16 protein-coding genes are annotated in these 17,071 nt (G+C 40.9%); 7 read left to right on the top strand and 9 right to left on the bottom strand.

Annotation, left to right across the window (positions count from 1 at the left end; genetic code table 11):
- Positions 1-15 precede the first annotated feature (15 nt).
- From R3E32_12235 to R3E32_12215, 5 genes are all read right to left on the bottom strand, one after another.
- Positions 16-1,077, bottom strand: a complete 1,062-nt coding sequence (locus R3E32_12235) for an ABC transporter permease subunit (GenBank protein MEZ4885491.1) — start codon at positions 1,075-1,077, stop codon at positions 16-18.
- Positions 1,078-1,329: 252 nt separating this feature from the next.
- The gene (locus R3E32_12230; GenBank protein ID MEZ4885490.1) at positions 1,330-2,913 is read right to left on the bottom strand and encodes a phosphate ABC transporter substrate-binding/OmpA family protein; all 1,584 of its coding nucleotides are present in this window, start codon (positions 2,911-2,913) and stop codon (positions 1,330-1,332) included.
- A gap of 194 nt (positions 2,914-3,107) precedes the next feature.
- A complete protein-coding gene (locus R3E32_12225) occupies positions 3,108-4,223 on the bottom strand; it encodes an ABC transporter substrate-binding protein (GenBank protein MEZ4885489.1) in 1,116 nt (371 codons plus the stop codon).
- 88 nt (positions 4,224-4,311) lie between these two features.
- Positions 4,312-5,337 carry a hypothetical protein gene (locus tag R3E32_12220; protein ID MEZ4885488.1) on the bottom strand — a complete coding sequence of 342 codons (1,026 nt, stop codon included), beginning with the start codon at positions 5,335-5,337 and terminating at the stop codon, positions 4,312-4,314.
- A 178-nt stretch (positions 5,338-5,515) separates the two neighbouring features.
- Positions 5,516-6,244: a hypothetical protein gene (locus R3E32_12215; protein MEZ4885487.1), complete on the bottom strand. Its 729-nt coding sequence runs from the start codon at positions 6,242-6,244 to the stop codon at positions 5,516-5,518.
- A gap of 158 nt (positions 6,245-6,402) precedes the next feature.
- On the opposite strand from R3E32_12215, the gene R3E32_12210 reads away from it, so the two are divergent.
- The 6 genes from R3E32_12210 (at position 6,403) to R3E32_12185 (ending at position 11,553) form a co-directional block, all read left to right on the top strand.
- Positions 6,403-7,533 (top strand): hypothetical protein, encoded by a 1,131-nt coding sequence (locus R3E32_12210; GenBank protein MEZ4885486.1) that lies wholly within the window; start codon positions 6,403-6,405, stop codon positions 7,531-7,533.
- A complete protein-coding gene (locus R3E32_12205) occupies positions 7,511-7,636 on the top strand; it encodes a hypothetical protein (protein ID MEZ4885485.1) in 126 nt (41 codons plus the stop codon). The genes R3E32_12210 and R3E32_12205 overlap by 23 nt, the downstream gene beginning before the upstream one ends.
- Positions 7,637-7,657: 21 nt before the next feature.
- The gene (locus R3E32_12200) at positions 7,658-9,040 is read left to right on the top strand and encodes a hypothetical protein (protein MEZ4885484.1); all 1,383 of its coding nucleotides are present in this window, start codon (positions 7,658-7,660) and stop codon (positions 9,038-9,040) included.
- Positions 9,041-9,089: 49 nt separating this feature from the next.
- The gene (gene rbfA / locus R3E32_12195; protein MEZ4885483.1) at positions 9,090-9,470 is read left to right on the top strand and encodes a 30S ribosome-binding factor RbfA; all 381 of its coding nucleotides are present in this window, start codon (positions 9,090-9,092) and stop codon (positions 9,468-9,470) included.
- 51 nt (positions 9,471-9,521) lie between these two features.
- Positions 9,522-10,754 carry an FtsX-like permease family protein gene (locus R3E32_12190; GenBank protein MEZ4885482.1) on the top strand — a complete coding sequence of 411 codons (1,233 nt, stop codon included), beginning with the start codon at positions 9,522-9,524 and terminating at the stop codon, positions 10,752-10,754.
- 82 nt (positions 10,755-10,836) lie between these two features.
- The gene (locus R3E32_12185) at positions 10,837-11,553 is read left to right on the top strand and encodes a formylglycine-generating enzyme family protein (GenBank protein ID MEZ4885481.1); all 717 of its coding nucleotides are present in this window, start codon (positions 10,837-10,839) and stop codon (positions 11,551-11,553) included.
- Between the two features lie 224 nt (positions 11,554-11,777).
- Here the strand turns inward: R3E32_12185 and R3E32_12180 are convergent, their stop codons facing one another.
- The 3 genes from R3E32_12180 to R3E32_12170 all read right to left on the bottom strand — a co-directional run bounded on the left by R3E32_12180 (position 11,778) and on the right by R3E32_12170 (position 14,496).
- Positions 11,778-11,990 carry a hypothetical protein gene (locus R3E32_12180; GenBank protein MEZ4885480.1) on the bottom strand — a complete coding sequence of 71 codons (213 nt, stop codon included), beginning with the start codon at positions 11,988-11,990 and terminating at the stop codon, positions 11,778-11,780.
- A gap of 117 nt (positions 11,991-12,107) precedes the next feature.
- Entirely contained in the window at positions 12,108-13,070 is a 963-nt protein-coding gene (locus R3E32_12175) for a hypothetical protein (protein MEZ4885479.1), read from the bottom strand.
- A gap of 148 nt (positions 13,071-13,218) precedes the next feature.
- Entirely contained in the window at positions 13,219-14,496 is a 1,278-nt protein-coding gene (locus R3E32_12170; GenBank protein ID MEZ4885478.1) for a WGR domain-containing protein, read from the bottom strand.
- A gap of 261 nt (positions 14,497-14,757) precedes the next feature.
- On the opposite strand from R3E32_12170, the gene R3E32_12165 reads away from it, so the two are divergent.
- On the top strand, positions 14,758-14,997 hold the full coding sequence (locus R3E32_12165; protein ID MEZ4885477.1) for a hypothetical protein: 240 nt from the start codon (positions 14,758-14,760) through the stop codon (positions 14,995-14,997).
- 172 nt (positions 14,998-15,169) lie between these two features.
- Here the strand turns inward: R3E32_12165 and R3E32_12160 are convergent, their stop codons facing one another.
- Entirely contained in the window at positions 15,170-16,819 is a 1,650-nt protein-coding gene (locus R3E32_12160; protein ID MEZ4885476.1) for an SWIM zinc finger family protein, read from the bottom strand.
- Positions 16,820-17,071: the final 252 nt, after the last annotated feature.

Genomic DNA, 17,071 nt, shown 5'->3' with positions numbered 1-17,071 from the left:
AACAACTACAAAAGTCTAAATCACCCCCTTATTCTTCAACAGCCAATACCCTTTATACACCAATGCCAAAAAGACATAAAAATGAATAACCCTAACTGTTTCGCCAAACAAATAACTCAGGATAGGCTCACCCTCATTGCCCAATACGAGCGTTTGAGTGAATTGATTGATGAAAAGTAAAATGTAAATTCCTAAACCTGCATATACCAATACATTGGAGGCAAAAGACCATATTGCAGTAGAAACACTGGCATCGGGAGCATCTTTTTTGTAGCCATCTTTGGTTTGGTATTTATAGGGAAAAAACTGACGATCGAGGTAGGTAAAATATTTGTCTTGCAGGAAACCAATAATGACAATGATGACCAACAAAGCAAATACTTTGTCGACCCGCCCTTGCCGCTGTCCAACCCGCCAAATCAATGCGCCAATGCCTCCTTCGTTGCCCAAACTTTCGGCAATGATGATATAAGTCCACGAAATAGCAGTCAATACCCGAATATCATCGGAGAGTTTGGAGATTGTTGCAGGAATGTAAACGGATTTAATGGTCTGCCAATTGGTTGCACCCAAAGTATAGACGGTCTTGGTGTAAACGTCTTCTACATCATCAATGCGCTGAACAACAACGGGGAGGAGGTAAATCAAGATACCAAATGCCAGGAAATGGACTTTCATGGAAGTGCCTAATCCAAACCAAATAATGAACAATCCCGTCACCGCTGTCAATGGCACAAATCGGAAGGCATCTACTTGTTTTTGAAGTGTACCCCTAAACAAAGGAAACAAGCCAATCAAAAAACCCAAAGGAACAGCAATAGCAAGAGACTCGGTGTAACCTGCTAAGTTCAAACCTAAAGAGCGACAAAGGTTTTTGAACAAATCGTTGTCAAAATAAAGCTCACTGTAAGAGGTAAGCACTGCCCACGGTCTCGGCAAAATTCCTGAACGCACGATAGGGTCTTCTCCCATTGTAATGAGATACCAAACGAGTATCAACAACAAAATGCCGATGATTTCAAGTATCAAACGTGTGCGTCCGTCAAGTGTGCCTCGGAGGTTGAACAAGCGGTTCATGGTTGAATTGTTTTACTGTTGGAAGGGAATCATGATTGAATGGCTATATGGCTGAATTGTTGGAAACTAAGACTTTTGGACTGTGGACGAAAGAAGTGAGAAGCGAGATATGAGCATTTGATAATCAATTATTTATCTGTTCTTGCTATTTTTTCGTAAATTGCTCACTATCAATTGATTAATGTCCAACTTCTCGCATCTCTGCTCCCTTGTCCAAAGTCTCATTCCACTAAAATTTTTGATGAATCCCCACTATTCTGCCACAAGTTGAAACTCCGTTCTTCTATTTTTGGAGCGACAAGCTTCTGTATCGTTTTTCTCACAACCAGCCACAGGTTTGTCAGGGCCATTTCCTACGATGATGAAACGGTTAACATCCATGTTGTAAGCCGTTTCGAGATATTTAGCCACAGATTGAGCACGTTTTTCGGAGAGTTGTTTGTTCATTGTCGCTGACCCCACATTGTCGGTGTTTCCTTCGATGCGGATACGTGCATTGGAGAAAGCTTTGGCAACATCACTAAATTGAAGGTCAATGATGGTTTTGGCATTTTCACCCAAATCGTATTTACCCGTTGGAAAGCTGATACTGATGGGTTTTGAAGCGATTGCAGGAGCAGTTTTTTCTTTTTCAGTAGGAGCTTTGAAGGTTTTGCCTTCTTCTGAGAGGTGTGTATCTCCAGTCAAATTGGCACTGCTGATAGCTCCAGGATAGGCGATTGTTCTCCAATTGGGCCATCCTTTTTTGGCAAATCCCAATTTTTCGTAGGTCTGTCCCATTTTGGTGTAGAGTTTTTCACCTGTTACACCTTTGTAGTCAGGATTTCTACCAAAAAAATTGAGGTTGTCACCATGAGTAGTTAGGCGTACATTGTTGATTCCTCCAAGCGCATCTTGTTCCGAAATACCTGTACCATCTGCCATGATTTTTGCTGCTTTTTTCTTAGCTGCTTCTGAGGCATTGATTTCCGCTGCCCCAATCATAAAACCCTCATAGAGTTTGTTGACCTTGTCTCGGTTGGCATCAACCCACGATTTTTTGGCGATATATACATCCGCTACAATGTGAGAGGCATCTCGCGTGCTTTGGAGCACAGTTGCTCCTGGCACTTCCCTCACAATGATTTCGTCGTCAGGACTCCAAACCACTGCCGCATCCAATCGTTCGCTTTTGAAGGCAGTCGCTGCGTCAATGGCAGAGGGGACTTCTTTCACTTTGATGTCATCGAGTGTCATCCCCGCTGCTTCCAACATCCAAATCAAGAAAGTTTGGGAAGGTGTTGAAGGGGTAACGGCTACGGTTTTGCCTTTTAGGTCGTTGATGCTGTTGATTCCTCGACGAGCCACAATGGCGTCTCCTCCTCTCGACCAATCCACTTGAAATAAAATTTGTGGATCGTATTCCTTCAATCCTTCCATTTCGGTCGAAAGTGCATCTGCAGTTGTTCCCAACAGGTGTACTTCATCGGCTTTCCACGCGCTTCGAGAAGCATCAAAGTCGTCAATCAATACAAAGTCCACGTCTAAGCCGTAGTCTTTGGTGAAACGTGATTTGGCGGAATGTTTGAATCCTTCATTGAAGTATTCACCTCCCGCATAACCACCCCAAGTGAAGGCTTGTACTTTGATAACATCACCATTTGAAGTGGAGGTTTTATCTGTCTCTGTTTTGATGTCTTCTTTTTTTTCTTGTTCTTTTTTGCTGTCTGCCAATTCCTTACCCAGTTCGGTATTGTTTGCCAAATAATACAAACCTCCACCAATGCCACCTACAATGAGTAGGGTGATGATGAATTTTGAAAAGCCAGTTAGACGAGTTTTTTGTTCTGGAGCCATATTATTTTGATGTTTTGGGGTTTTTGATTGTTTTTGAGATTTTTTGACAAAAAGTTGGAGTTAAAAAGATTTCTCAAGGATTTTTGGTGAAATAAAAACTTTTGAAGTTTTTCTTATTAGAAGTATTGATTTTCAATTACTGCAATACATTATAAGGATAAACTTCAAAAGTCTTGTCTTGTAATACCGAAATCTTATTCTGCAAGGTGTTGATCACCTGTCAAATTTGCGGTTGTCACTGCACCAGGATAATAGATTTGCTGCCAAGGAAGCCAGCCTTCTTTTGCAAAACCCAATTTTTGATAGGTTTCTCCCATTTTGGTATAGAGTTCTTCACCTGTCATGCCTTTGTAATCGGGATTTTTGCCAAAAAAATTGAGGTTATCGCCATGTGTTGCTAAGCGAACATTGTTGATACCTGCCATTGCGTCTTCCTGCGAAATGCCTGTACCGTCCGCCATGATTTTTGCCGCTTTTTGTTTGGCTTCCTCCGAAGCATTGACCTCAGCCGCACCCATCATAAAACCCTTGTAAAGTTTGTTCACTTTATCTCTATTGGCATCAATCCAAGATTTTTTGGCAATATACACATCTGCAATGACTTGACCTGCCTCACGGGTGCTTTTCAAAACAGTAGAGCCTTCCATTTCTCTCGCAATGATTTCATCATCGGGACTCCAAACCACTGCAGCATCCAATCGTCCGCTTTTGAAGGCAGTCGCTGCGTCAATGGCAGAAGGAACTTCTTGAATGGTGATGTCGGCTGATGTCATACCCGCTTCTTCCAATGCCCAAATCAAAAAGGTTTGGGAGGGAGTCGAAGGCGTGACGGCAACGGTTTTTCCCTTCAAATCTTTGATGCTTTTGATTCCTTTGCGGCCCACAATGGCATCTCCTCCTCTTGACCAATCCACTTGAAAGACGATTTGTGGATTGTACTGCTTCAATCCTTCCATTTCGGTCGGCAGTGCATCGGCGGTTGTTCCCAACAAGTGAACTTCATCGGCTTTCCACGCACTTCGAGAAGCGTCAAAATCATCTATCAATACAAAGTCTACATTCAAGCCGTATTCCTTGGTAAAACGGGATTCTGCAGAATGTTTGAATCCTTCATTAAAGTATTCACCTCCTGCATAGCCGCCCCAAGTGAAGGCTTGTACTTTGATGATGTCGTCTTTGTTAACTTTGGTTGTTTCTTCTTTTGGCGTATCGGTGGTTGGCTTATCTTTTGGCTGACAGCCTGTTGTGAGGATGATGGATAGAGCAAATAGAAGGGTGAAGAATTTGGAAAAAATGGTTGATGATGGCATGTTTTGATGTTTTGTTGGGGTTAATGGAAACACAAAAGCCAGATTAAATCTGCTTCAATCTGACTTTTATGCCTTGATAATTATTTGTTTAGAAATCGAATAAATCGTTGTACTGACCCTTTTGTCCTTGCTCACGCTCTTTTTTGGGTTGAACAGGTGCATCCAAATCAATGGTGATGTTGTCGTGTTCAACTTCTTTGATGATATTCTTTTTCTCATCACCCAATAGGAAAGAAGTACCTTCTTTTTCCCATTTTTCGAGCATTTCCAATCCCTTTTCTTCAAAGACACCGTTTTGAAGGTCAATGGATTCCATGAAGTTGTCAGAAATTTCCATGAAACGCTCCATTTCTCCAACTTTTCGTCCGACATCGTCTGCAATGGCTTCCATTGCTTGGTCAAACATCATTCGCTTGTCTTTATCTCCTGCAATGATGTTCATGGCGGATTTCATGGCAGAATGACTTGTGCGGATGGCTTCACGCTCTCGTTTTTTCAGTTCAACTTCATCTTGTACGTCTTCCAATAGGATTTCAGAAGTTTCATACATTTTGGTCAAGACTCGATACATGACTTCCATTTTTTTGTAGAGGTCATTGAGTTTGAAGTTAGAATCACGCAAACGGCCTGCTTTTCTGGACTTCAAGACCATGATGTTGTCCATGCCTTTGTCTTTAGCCCGACTCGCCAAAGCAAGGTTTTGTTCCATCATCGTGCGGTTTTTGTCCATCATGGTTTTGAGTTTTCGCATTTCCCCTCTCAGATTGGAGATTTGTTTCCCCATTTTTCGGAGGTTGTTGCGAAGGTCTTCCATATAGGATTCGATGATTCCTATGGGATCAATCTGCACAAAAATTCCTGTAATGAAACGCATAATGCTCTTGTAACCATACCAAAGTAGGTTGCGAAATCTTGGGTCAACGACCACATAGACCATAACGGCTAATACACCAATCAATAAAGCTGCTGTAATGGTATTTTGCAGCAAGGCGATGATGGCTGGTAAGAATAAATACAAACCATAAGCACCTGCTCCAAGTATTGCTGCACCAAACAACGCTCCTGTTTTTCCCTCTGGTCTTTTCCAGAAAGACTTTGCTTTTATCTCTTGCATAAAAATGTCGGTTTATGAGTGTTTATTTTATATTTTTCGGTTTATTAAAAATCGGTAATGGCAAATGGATATGCTGATAGATTACCGAACAAGAATCATTTTAACTATAATCCATTTTTGTATAAAATTAGTTTCCTGTTTTCAAAATTTTAACAATAAAAAACAGGGTTTGGATTTTTTAGTCCAAATATTTATTGATGTTTTCAACATCTTTGTCCATTTGAGCAAATAAATGGTCGTAAGTGCCTACAAAACTATCTCTTTCTTCTTGTACTTTTTCTTTCAATTCTTCAATTTGTTGGCGTGTTTTGTCCAACTCTGCTTGATTTTGGCTGATTTCTTGGGTCAATTTTTTGATTTGCTCCGACTTTTGCTGAATCATTTGTGCCAAATCTGTTGTACGTGCTTCGTTTTTGTGTAATCTTTCGCCAATGTGCTTTTGAAGTTCATTCCTAAAACTGTCTTTCTCTTTCTCCAATACTTTTTTATAGAAATCAGCAGATTCCACCAATTTTTGTTTGGTCAATCCCATTGTGGAAGCCGTTGCAAAAGCTGTTTGAAACTTGGTAGGTTCATCTATGGGAATGTTTTTCAAGGCAGTAAGTGAATGTTTGAACTCCAAATAATCGAAACCTTCCAGATTGTTCATTTCAATCGCCTTCATCAACATGGTGTAGTATTTCTCGCTGACAACGGGCTTTTTGGGCGTTGGAGGTGGAGGCATATCAGACACTTTTTGTTTATTATTTTGAGGCGAAGTTTTTGAATCCTCTTCAGGTTTTTTAGTCGTTTCTTGATTGACTTCCTGCTTTGGCTCGTCTTTTTTCTCTTCAACGGGAGTTTTAGATCCTTGCCCTTCCTCGTCTTCTACAATAAAAAGCGATTTTAAATTCTTTAGATTTATCATTTCTGTTAGAGATACTTATTTGTTTGATTGCAATATAAGAAAAACCGCTTAAAATTAGAAAAACTTATGCAATTTGAGGAATGGACTTGCATTTTCCAAAAAGAAAGTAGATATTGAAAACGTAATTAACTGTTATTCATAATCAAATACTATTCCAAATGGACAATAAGTATTCGCTTCAATTGCTACTTTTTATTTTATTTTCATTGTTGTGGCTTGACACTTCAATGAGTGCTCAAAATATTGCCACTTTTGTGGATAAACATGGACGGTTTAAGGTGTTTGACAATGGCAAAATACAGGATTTAGAACACGAGGAAATATCAGAAGTTCACATTGGAGGTGACTATGTGGTGTATAAAGACAATATCAAACAAACCAAACGGTATGCGGCTGGTGAAATAGAGCATATTACGGACGATCAAAAGATTAAATTTTACCCTACGCAGTATTTTATGGGTGTGGTGGAAGGATTGAAGGGAGAAATATTGAAGGTCAGGTATGGGGATGAGGAGGAATTATTGACCATTGATTTACAAAGAGATGGTTTTGCAGTGGGGGATAGTGTACTGGTTTTTATAGATATTGACAAATATTTGAGTGTTTATTACAAAGGTGATACAGAGGAATTGACGGGGCGTTTTCCCAATGCTGACAATTTTAAGGTAGGCTGCAATTCGGTGGCATACATTGATCCTTCGGGCAGTTTTTTGATATTTCATGAGGGAGCAATTGAAGAGGTTTCGCATCGAGAACCTGCTTTCAAAGATGATGAATATCAGTACCATGTGGGCGATAATTTTGTGGTGTTTGTCAATGAAATGGATAAGTTGATGGCCTATGATGAGGGCGAACTGACAACACTTACCGAATTTGTGCCTAAGGACTACATTGCAGGGGATAAAATAGCGGCTTTTGTGGATGATGGGGGCAAATATCAGGTGTACTGGAAGGGAAGTGTGAAAGAATTGTGTCCCAGACCGCCTAAATTTCAAGCAATTGAAGACAATACCTTGGCGTATGTGGACGATAGAGGATACTTGAATGTATTTGACAAAGGCAAAAATCAAGTGTTGGAAACCTATCAACCGAAAAAAATTGAAGTTTTTAATGGAATTGTGGCTTATTTGGATTTAGACGGGCGTTTGCAGGCCTATTATGAGGGCAAAAAATTGAAGGTGTCGTCTGAAATTGTCAAGGATTTTCGATTGGTTGGAAGGGTGATTTTATACACGATTGGCAATGACGAAACGAAGATTTTCCACGATGGGAATCACTATTCGGGGTAAAATTGCAGATTTTTTGGATTGCGCTGATTTCGCAGATGGCACAAGTAGAGCTGATTTTTTAGATGGTGGCTCTGATTGTAGCAGATGGAAAAGCGTTTCATAAAAAAAGAAAATGAAAGAGAAAATGAAAAATAGAATCGTCCTTCAATTCGGCTTTTTTTGTATTACAATGGTAGTTTTCACCGCTTCAATGGATGCTCAAAACATTGCTCCTTATGTAGATAGCCAGGGACGGTTTAAGGTTTTTGACAATGGAAAGATTCATGATTTGGAGCATGAGGAGGTGAGTGAGGTGCAGGTTGGAGGGGACTATGTGTTGTATAAAGACAATATTGGTCAAAGGAAAAAATATTCATACCAAGAAACACAAGTTTTGAGTAATGCTGAAAATATTTGGTACTATCCTACTCAATATTTGATGGCAGTAGTAGAAGGTGAAGAAGGGGGAATATTGAAGGTAATCTATGGAGAGGAAGAAGAATTGCTTTCGCTTGATATAGACAACGGAAGTTTTGCAGTGCAAGATAGCATATTGATTTTTAAGGATAATAGTGGAGATGTGAATGTTTTTTATAAGGGAGAAATACATGAATTACCAGAGGCGGTAAAGTGTATAGTGAGTTCAAATTCAGTGAGTTTCAAGGATTCCAGCGATGTGATACACATTTTTCATGAAGGTGAGATCGTTGAAGTTTACAATCAGCCTACTAAAACCCATTTTGAAAATGTATTTGCACCGAAAATGGAATTGGGAGAGCGTGATGGTTTTGTCAATTCTGCAAAATCAAAAAATGCAAAGTTGTTTAAAGAACCTAAGTCAACAGGGCTAATGCTTTCAAGAGTTTTTAGTGCTAAAGATGCGCTGCTTACAGACGATGGCATGCGATTTCGCTCAAAATTTCTGGATTATAGGAATTACCTTCTAACTGACCCCAATGAATTTTTAGGGAAAACCAAAAGAAACGATAAACTAAAAATATTTTGTTTGTATTCTTTTGAATATCATACAGGAGATAATTTTGTGGTATTTGTGGATGAAACGGGAAAATTGATGTGTAATGATAACGGAGGGTTGAAGGAGATAGTCGATTTCCATCCCAGAGTTTATCGTGTAGGAGCTAAAATGGTCATTTTCGTAGATGAATTTGATGCACTCATGGTGTATTGGAAGGGGAAAGTTCAGAAGTTAACTTCCAGTTTTCCAAGGTTTCAAGCTTTGAAGAACAATACATTAACCTATGTGGACGATTTGGGTTACTTTTATGTGTTTGACGAGGGAAAAAAAGTCTCAATGGAGGCATATCAACCTGAATATGTAGCTATTGATGATGGGATTGTCGTTTATATTGATTCGGATGGACGTTTGCAGGCCTATTATGAGGGCAAAAAATTGAAGGTGTCGTCTGAAATTGTCAAGGATTTTCGATTGGTTGGAAGGGTGATTTTATACACGATTGGCAATGATGAGACGAAGATTTTCCACGATGGCAAACATTATTGGGGCTGAAAGCGTTTTTTGCCTACTTTTGTATCACCAAACTTAATCCCAAAAAACCATGAGTGCGATAAGACAACAACAAGTAGCAAGTTTAATCAAGCGGGCTTTGAGTGACATTTTCATCAAAGAAGGACGCAATATTTACAGCAATGCTTTTGTAACGATTACACAAGTGCGCCTCACACCCGATTTGTCCGTAGCTCGAATTTATTTGAGCGTTTACAACATACAAGACAAAGAGGATGTGGTGACGATGATTACCGAAAATGAACATGGTCTTCGCCGATTGTTGGGTAATCAAATCCGCAACAAAGTGCGCCATATTCCCACTTTGGAGTTTTACCTCGACGATACGCTCGACGAAGTTTACAAAATGGACCAACTTCTTGACAGTCTGGACATACAGCCAGAAAGAGAAGATAGCGATGAAGAGGAATAATCCTTGTGCCATCTGCGAAATCTGCGTCATCCAAAAAATCTGCAATCAACGATGAATTTAGCCTTTCACATAGCCAAACGCTATTTAATCTCCAAAAAATCAACGAATGCCATCAACGTCATTTCGTCGGTATCGGTCATGGGTATGATTGTAGGCACAATGGCTTTGATATTGGTTTTATCGGTCTTCAATGGTTTTGAAGATTTGGTGACATCGCTCTACAACACCTTCAATCCGCACATCAAAATAACCCCACAAGAAGGAAAAGTTTTTGTGCCAGACAGTTCCAAAGTGCTGCAAATCGAAGCATTGCCGCAAGTCGCTGCCGTTTCGATGGTATTGGAGGAAAATGCCCTATTGCAGTACCGAGAAGAAAACAATTTCATTGCCCGATTGAAGGGAGTAGATGACCATTTCACCCAAGTTTCGCAAGTCGACACTTCATTGATTGACGGTAGTTTTATCTTAGAAGACGGAACGATTGATTATGCCGTTTTGGGCTTGGGCGTGCAGAATATTTTGGGAGTTAATATCCACAATGAGTTCACTCCCATCAAAGTGTATATGCCCAAGCGAGATGTGAAGGTGAGCCAAATGCGTCCCGAAACAGCCTTCAAACAAGAAATCATTTACCCTTCCGCCGTTTTTGCGATTCAGCAAGACTTCGATTCCCGCTATGCCATTGTGCCAATGCGTTTTATGCGCTCGCTGCTCAACTACGACAAGGAGGTAAGTGCCATCGAAATTGCGCTGAAAGATGAGGCACAAGCCGCCCATGTCAAAAAACAAATAGTCGCGATTTTGGGTGAAGGTTTTGATGTGAAAGACCGCTACGAACAAGATGAAACGCTCTACAAAATCATGACCGCCGAAAAATGGGTCGTCTATCTCATCCTTTCCTTCATCCTGATTGTGGCTTCATTCAATATCATTGGTTCGCTGTCTATGTTGGTCATCGAAAAGAAACACGACATCGGCATTTTGAAGGCAATGGGGGCGACCAAAAACTTTGTGCGGCAGGTGTTTTTTATGGAAGGGGTAATGCTCTCCCTGAGCGGTGCCATCATTGGCGGCACATTGGCAACGGTGATTTGTTTGATACAACAACATTTTGAAGTCATCAAACTGCAAGGGGCTTCTTTTTTGATTGACGCTTATCCTGTCAGTATGCGAATCGGTGATTTTGTGTTGGTGTTTGTGACCGTGATGGTGATTTCGGTCTTGGCTTCCATCGTGCCTGCTCAAAGGGCTGCCGAAACGAGTCAGTTGATGAAAGAAGAGTAGAGACGTTTTATTAAAACGTCTAACAAAACATCATCAAGCAAATCGCAGAAAAATTGTACCTCTACGCCTAAAATACAAATAAATGACACTCCCAAAAACACAAACCCTCTCCCTCCAAAAACCCACTGGCGAAACCTTCGACATCGAACTCATTGAAGTGATAGGCAGCACATTCAGGATGGGCAGCAATGAAGGGCGTGACAATGAAAAACCAGTACACGAGGTAAGTGTTCCTACCTTTTGGATAGGCAAATTTCCTGTGACCCAAGCCCTCTACGAGTGGACGATGGGGAAAAATCCTTCTTGGTTCAAAGGCAAAAACAGACCTGTGGAGATGGTAAGTTGGAAGGACTGCCAAGTTTTTATTCAAAAGCTGAATGACATAAGCGGCAAAAACTTCCGATTGCCGACCGAAGCAGAATGGGAATATGCAGCTCGTGGAGGAATTTATTGGGAAAAGGACTATCTGTATGCAGGAGGGAATGAATTGAATAAATTTGCTTGGTATGGCGAAAACAGTCATCTAGAAACAAAACCTGTTGGATTGAAGCAGCCGAATCAATTGGGGATTTATGATATGAGTGGCAATGTTAGGGAGTATTGCGAAGACCGTTGGCATAATAACTATGAGGGTGCACCAGAGGATGGAAGTGCTTGGATAGATGGAACTACAAGTCGTCGTGTGGTTCGTGGCGGTTCGTGGCGCTACGATCCCTACGGTTGCCGTGTCGCTTTTCGCTACTTCAATCTGTACGATTACTTCAATCTCGGCTTGCGTCTTGCGTTGCCACAGTTCTAAAGGCAGCCCTTCTTGGCTTCTTCTAATTTTTTGAGCTGCCCATTTTTGAGCGTTGCTTGCAAGCGTTGGCAAGCGCTAGCAGCCAACAGCGAGCAAAGCATAAGCATCAGAAATGGTCTTTGTCGAGTGCGGAAAGAATCGAGCGAAGCGAGATTTTTTTTTTTTCAAATCTTGTTGTGGAGGGTTTTGAATTGTGTATTGTCGAATTCATTCAGGCTGTGCCATTAAAAAATAAATACTATTTCTTGTATTGGTGTAGGTACTTTTGCCTGTTCTTTTTCTTGATAAAAAGAACCAAAAATCAAGACCTGACTTGATTGCTTCACGCAAAAAAAGAAAAAAGAGGCTAAACAGCTTGAAACTTGATTCTGCTTCGCTCCATCTTCAAACAGCAATCTGTTCTTAACGCCTCTTTTCCCTTTTTTTACTACAATCAAGAAGGGTCAAATCCCTCTTTCATGCTCCAAGAACTTGTCAAAAACTTAAAGGCACAGGTCGAATTCATTTAAAAATACAAATATACTTTCATTTTAAGACGTTTTGATAAAACGTCTCTACAGGAATCTATTCACCAAAGGCAACATTTCCCCCTCCAAATCCATCTGAAATTTACTCAACACCGCCCGTTCGCCCCCTTCAAAAAAACACTCAATTTGGTACAAATGTTGGTTGTCCACCAAAATCGCCTGCGTCTCCATTGCAGTCTGTTTCGCCAATATTTTGTATGTTCCATCCTTCAATTCAGTTCCTTCCGAATCAAAAACTTTCGCATCTTTTACCTTCTCCCCCAACAACTTCGCCTCCTCAAAACCCAATTGCAGCGCATCCCATTTCTTTGCCTTCAAAACCTGCTTCACTACCTCCAAATCCTTCGGCAAGCTCCAATTGAAGCTATAACCCGCACTTTTGGTCAGCAGCAAATACCCTTCAATTTGCTGTCCACCGACTTCAAAAGTAGCCTTTTGTTTGACCAACTTTTCCGCTTCAAAAAAGCCCATTTTGCAGCCCGTCATTTTCTGATGGAAGTAAGGCGCAAACTGTTGGCGAACCTTCAAAGGCAACCTCGAATCCTTTGCCTCCACAAAACCTTTTTGCTCTTGAACTTCGAGCAAAGACTCTGCGACAAAGGCCATTTTTCGATTCGTATCGTAGTTTTTTTCTTCAAAAACACCTGTTTCGCCCACCTTTCCTACTTCAATGGTGAAAGATTTGTCCTTTGCAGCTATCGCCCAAAAATCATCCCCTTTTTCGAGATAGGCATGAATGGATTTGTTGGTATCGCTTGTGAGGTAATACAACTTGTATGCACCCAATTGTTTGAATGCCCATGTGTTTTTATTGGCAGTCCAAATATCGTTCATGCCTTGCGATACTTCTGATTGTGAGGCAGAAAAACCTTTGCTACGAAGGTGGTTCTTGACCTCCAAAGTGCTCGTTTCGTTGTTGAGGGTCATGAGGTATTCGGCAGCTTCTTTGATTGCCGATTCAGTGAGGAGTTTTAAGGTTGTTGGGTTCATAGTAGAATGACGTATTTAAAAATATTCAATTAATTGGCTATCAATATATTGATTGTTGGGGCGGATTCACAGCAATGCAAATGGAACAAAGGAATTAAGTCAAAATGAGCACATTAATACCTTAACACACAAAAACATTAACACAATCCTAAATCACCTCCACCAAATACCGCACCGTACACTGTTTTTCGTTGTAAACAATGTACTCATTGTTCACCAAATCTGCACCGCCTTCCGCAAAAAGAGAATCGTATTGTGCGCCCTTTTTCTTCAAATTGATTTCATTCAATTCATAGCACCAAGGCTCATGTTTTTGGAGGTGAAACTGATTGCCCGTATGCACATCAAACAAAGCCAAAAAACCTTTTGACTGCGTGCCTTTCGCCCAGTACGAACCTCGCAAAGAAGTGTAATTCAGTGATTTTTGGAATTTGTCGGCAAAGTAAGTGCCATAACCAAACATCTTACCCGTCACCACCGCATTTGCAGGACGAAGTACCAAACCCGTTTCCAGAATCGACAGCCAATTCTCATTGCGGCTACCATGCCAAAACAGCTTCTTTTGTTGGTTGTTTTTCGTTCCGAGCCAATCGTCAAAAGCCCTTTGTGTTTTGAGATTTTTGACCGCAAAAGCTTTGGAGAACTGCCCAACATTGGATCCCATTTTGTTCTTAATCAAATCAATTGTAACCACATCCGTCACTGATTCAATCTGCAATCCCATTGCCTCCAACAAGTTCAGTTCTTTCTTCTCCACTTTGTTTTCCGCCTCCAAACTGCTCATTTTCACCTGTCCACGCATAACATCCAAAGTCGCTTGTTCTTCTACCAACTTTTCTTTGACCACATCCAAATCCGCATAGCTCGAAGGTCGCACAATCAAATGTTCACCCACTTTGGTCATTTTTCGAGGAATCACCTGATACAATTCCAACAAAACACTGTTGAATCGCTGCGTATTGCGTTCAGTTTGGCTTGCATCCTTCAGCATAAACAAACCCGTTTTCAACTGCGCCACCAAACTATCCAGCAAAGTTTGTGCTTCCTCCACTTGTCGCTGCGTCACCTGTTCGGCAGACACCATATAGTTGTGACGAATAGATTTGGTCGCATACGCCATCAATTCGGTAATCAACCTCTGCACCATTTCATCATCCACATCCACCAACTCCAATTTCGGCTCACCCGTTCCAGCCACTGCAAACAGATGCGTTTGGTCTTTGTAGCCCTTTCGTACTTTTTCGTTGTACCGACGATTCCATTGAGTAGATGGATAGCGCTGAACCGTGCCACGACTACCGACTCGGCCATAGGTGACGGTAAAAGTTCCATCGCCATTTTCCTGCATTTCGTAAAACTTATTGTTGTTGCTCGGAGTCACCATGATGAGTTTGGCGGTGCGATTTTGTGTTGATGTGTCTTTCATGTTGTATGATGGAATTTGGTTGTTTGTTTAAATGTGTTTTTTGATTGAACGCTTTTTGGGCTTCCAGGTGTTGCTTTTTGTAAAAACTTTTGATAACGTTTTTATTGCTGCAAAAAAAACTCGCAAATCTGTCATTCTGCAAGAATCTCATTTGAATTTGCTACTGCAATAAATTGATTTATACATGTTTTTGCAGTAACTTAGTAATCATTTGTGAATAAAATCAATAAGAATCAAATTTCAATATCAAAAAAATATACAATGGATGCAAAAAAGGAAGACCAAATTGCAGTTATAGCCTATCTTTTAAGGTGTATAGATTTAACAGAACAAATGGTTGAAAAACATGGAATTGAAGATTCAATGGGCAAACAGTATGCCTACAGAAAAATGAAACTCACTAAAAAACTCGAAAAACGACTCAATGAATTTGGCTTAAAAACAACCATTCTTACCGATTTAAAAAAGCCTGAAAAAAAGGACTTTAATAAAAACGTATGAAAGGGCAAGAACAGTTTTATTGTTCAACTATTGTCAAGGTCTGCGACCGTTGACAAAGTTTCACTTAAAAACCACCCATTTTTGACACACTCCCCCTATATCAAGGAAGGTAAATTCGCCCTTTCATACGTCTATAAATTGAATTTGTATTTGAGATTTTAATTTGATTTGTTCAACTCCTCGCCCCCTTCAAAGTAGCCGCCATGATATGAGCGCAAGGCCCTTGACGCAGTTTGTTACGGCGAAAAAATCCACAAGTACACTCCGCATATTTCACCCGTCCATCCGCATCGACACGCACCACAGGTTTGAAGACTTTGTCCGCTTTATCGCTGACAACCTCAGCTTTATACTCCGTCACCTTTTTATCATCCGTTATTTTTTCCACGATAGTCACCTTATCCTCCTTCATCAAACTGATGGCAAAATTCAATCGTTTGTCCTCCTCAGGCTCTTCCACCACAATCTCTTTCGGGAGTAGTTTTCGCCAACGATAGGTTTCGGTGAGGTGATCATACATCGCTTGACCATTCTTACAAAGCTCTTGCAGGGCAGCAGCAGCCGTTTGTTGCGGAAGTGAAACCCAAGCCGCAAATTCGGTAGGTGTTCCCGCCAATTTTTGAACCAAAGCCTTTTCAATGTTTTTCACATCCACTTCTTTCGGCTTAGAAGTAGCAGCCAAAAGGTCGAAATTGCCTTTTTGCGACCAGTCATTTGAAGTCCAGCCCGACAAGCCCACATCAAAACGGTGTCCGTCAATCGTTACCGACCAATAATGCGGCATTCCCGTTCCCAACAATTTCACTTGAACACTGTCAGAATATGCCAAAAGCGACTTCAAAACCATCAAACGCCTGCGTCCCCAAATTCGCACTTCGCCTTCCATATCGCCCTTGTAGGTAAATTCATGTTCTTGAATCTCAATACCCCACGGGTCAATTATAATTTTTGGTTTTTCCCCTTTTTTCAGCACAAAACGAATCGAACGAGGACTTTCTTTTTCCTTTTTTTGCTCCAAAACCGACAAGATTTCATTCATCGTAGCCGACGAAATGCTCAAATCCGTGCCAGGCATCGTTGAAGCCGATTGAACTTGCAGAAAACCCCGCACCCAAGATTCGGGTAGGTCAATTTTCTTTTCCACACGACTGCCCGCACTAGTCGACAATTGTACCTGATCATAAGCCACTTTGAGCCAAGCCGCTCGGTAAGAACGCACTCGGTAAATTTCATCCGCCAATCCCTGACTAAAATCAATGTTGGTTGTGCCGTATTTCACCTCCCCATACATCTCCAAATTTTCGACAGGCACGCTTACTCGCCCATAACTCGACTCGTCCAGCGAAAAGGCTTCAAAAATCACACAATCGGGATGTACACTGATAACAGGGTCATACGCATACCATTTTTCTTTGTCGTATTTGCGGAGATAATCGTAGTATTTATACCTCACTTCCTGCATTGCCTTGCGAATAGGCTGCAAAACCTTGTTCACTTCGTCTATTTTCCCCTTCAAAATATTCTTCTCACCCAACAATTGCACCTTTTCGGCTTCAATGTGTCCGTAGTGATTCGGTACTTCTTTGAGGTATTCTTGATAGACCCATTCTTGGTATTGGGTGTAATCTTTGATTTTGGAACGCCAATCGCCTGTCACAATTTCACGCAATGCCAACATGATTTTTCCATAAGCCAAACTGTTGTGAATCATTGCATGAAGCGATACGGGCGGTCTCGACAATTCGGGCGACAAATTGAAGTGCATGCCTTGCTTGTCAGAAGTTGCCGTACTTGGTTTTGCGTAAGATTGTGTTATTTGCATTTTTTATATTGATTTATTGCTGAATTGTTACTTTGGATTTTTAATTTTTCAAGTCCGTATGACTTCAATATTTGTAGAAAACGTAGAAAGCAATGACAGAACTCCGTTAGGAGTTCAACCCAAAAGCAATTAGCCAATGTAGTTTGGATTCAACTCCTATGGAGTTGATCATTTCCTCGGATTACATTTCTACAAATATTGTACTCTCCGAGTAATCGGAGCAGGCTCTAACGGAGTTTTGAAGTTGATAAT

The sequence above is a fragment of the Chitinophagales bacterium genome (assembly GCA_041392475.1).
Taxonomy (GTDB): Bacteria; Bacteroidota; Bacteroidia; order Chitinophagales; family UBA2359; genus JAUHXA01.
Note: the sequence above shows the minus strand (reverse complement) of the source record. Positions and strands in the feature narration are given on the sequence as shown.

Coding starts and splice junctions, on each gene's coding strand:
- R3E32_12230 (MEZ4885490.1), bottom strand. CDS start 2,913: ATGGCTCCAGAACAAAAAACTCGTCTAACTGGCTTTTCAAAATTCATC.
- R3E32_12235 (MEZ4885491.1), bottom strand. CDS start 1,077: ATGAACCGCTTGTTCAACCTCCGAGGCACACTTGACGGACGCACACGT.
- R3E32_12210 (MEZ4885486.1), top strand. CDS start 6,403: ATGGACAATAAGTATTCGCTTCAATTGCTACTTTTTATTTTATTTTCA.
- R3E32_12185 (MEZ4885481.1), top strand. CDS start 10,837: ATGACACTCCCAAAAACACAAACCCTCTCCCTCCAAAAACCCACTGGC.
- R3E32_12170 (MEZ4885478.1), bottom strand. CDS start 14,496: ATGAAAGACACATCAACACAAAATCGCACCGCCAAACTCATCATGGTG.
- R3E32_12225 (MEZ4885489.1), bottom strand. CDS start 4,223: ATGCCATCATCAACCATTTTTTCCAAATTCTTCACCCTTCTATTTGCT.
- R3E32_12175 (MEZ4885479.1), bottom strand. CDS start 13,070: ATGAACCCAACAACCTTAAAACTCCTCACTGAATCGGCAATCAAAGAA.
- R3E32_12205 (MEZ4885485.1), top strand. CDS start 7,511: ATGGGAATCACTATTCGGGGTAAAATTGCAGATTTTTTGGATTGCGCT.
- R3E32_12215 (MEZ4885487.1), bottom strand. CDS start 6,244: ATGATAAATCTAAAGAATTTAAAATCGCTTTTTATTGTAGAAGACGAG.
- R3E32_12165 (MEZ4885477.1), top strand. CDS start 14,758: ATGGATGCAAAAAAGGAAGACCAAATTGCAGTTATAGCCTATCTTTTA.
- R3E32_12190 (MEZ4885482.1), top strand. CDS start 9,522: ATGAATTTAGCCTTTCACATAGCCAAACGCTATTTAATCTCCAAAAAA.
- R3E32_12160 (MEZ4885476.1), bottom strand. CDS start 16,819: ATGCAAATAACACAATCTTACGCAAAACCAAGTACGGCAACTTCTGAC.
- rbfA (MEZ4885483.1), top strand. CDS start 9,090: ATGAGTGCGATAAGACAACAACAAGTAGCAAGTTTAATCAAGCGGGCT.
- R3E32_12200 (MEZ4885484.1), top strand. CDS start 7,658: ATGAAAAATAGAATCGTCCTTCAATTCGGCTTTTTTTGTATTACAATG.
- R3E32_12220 (MEZ4885488.1), bottom strand. CDS start 5,337: ATGCAAGAGATAAAAGCAAAGTCTTTCTGGAAAAGACCAGAGGGAAAA.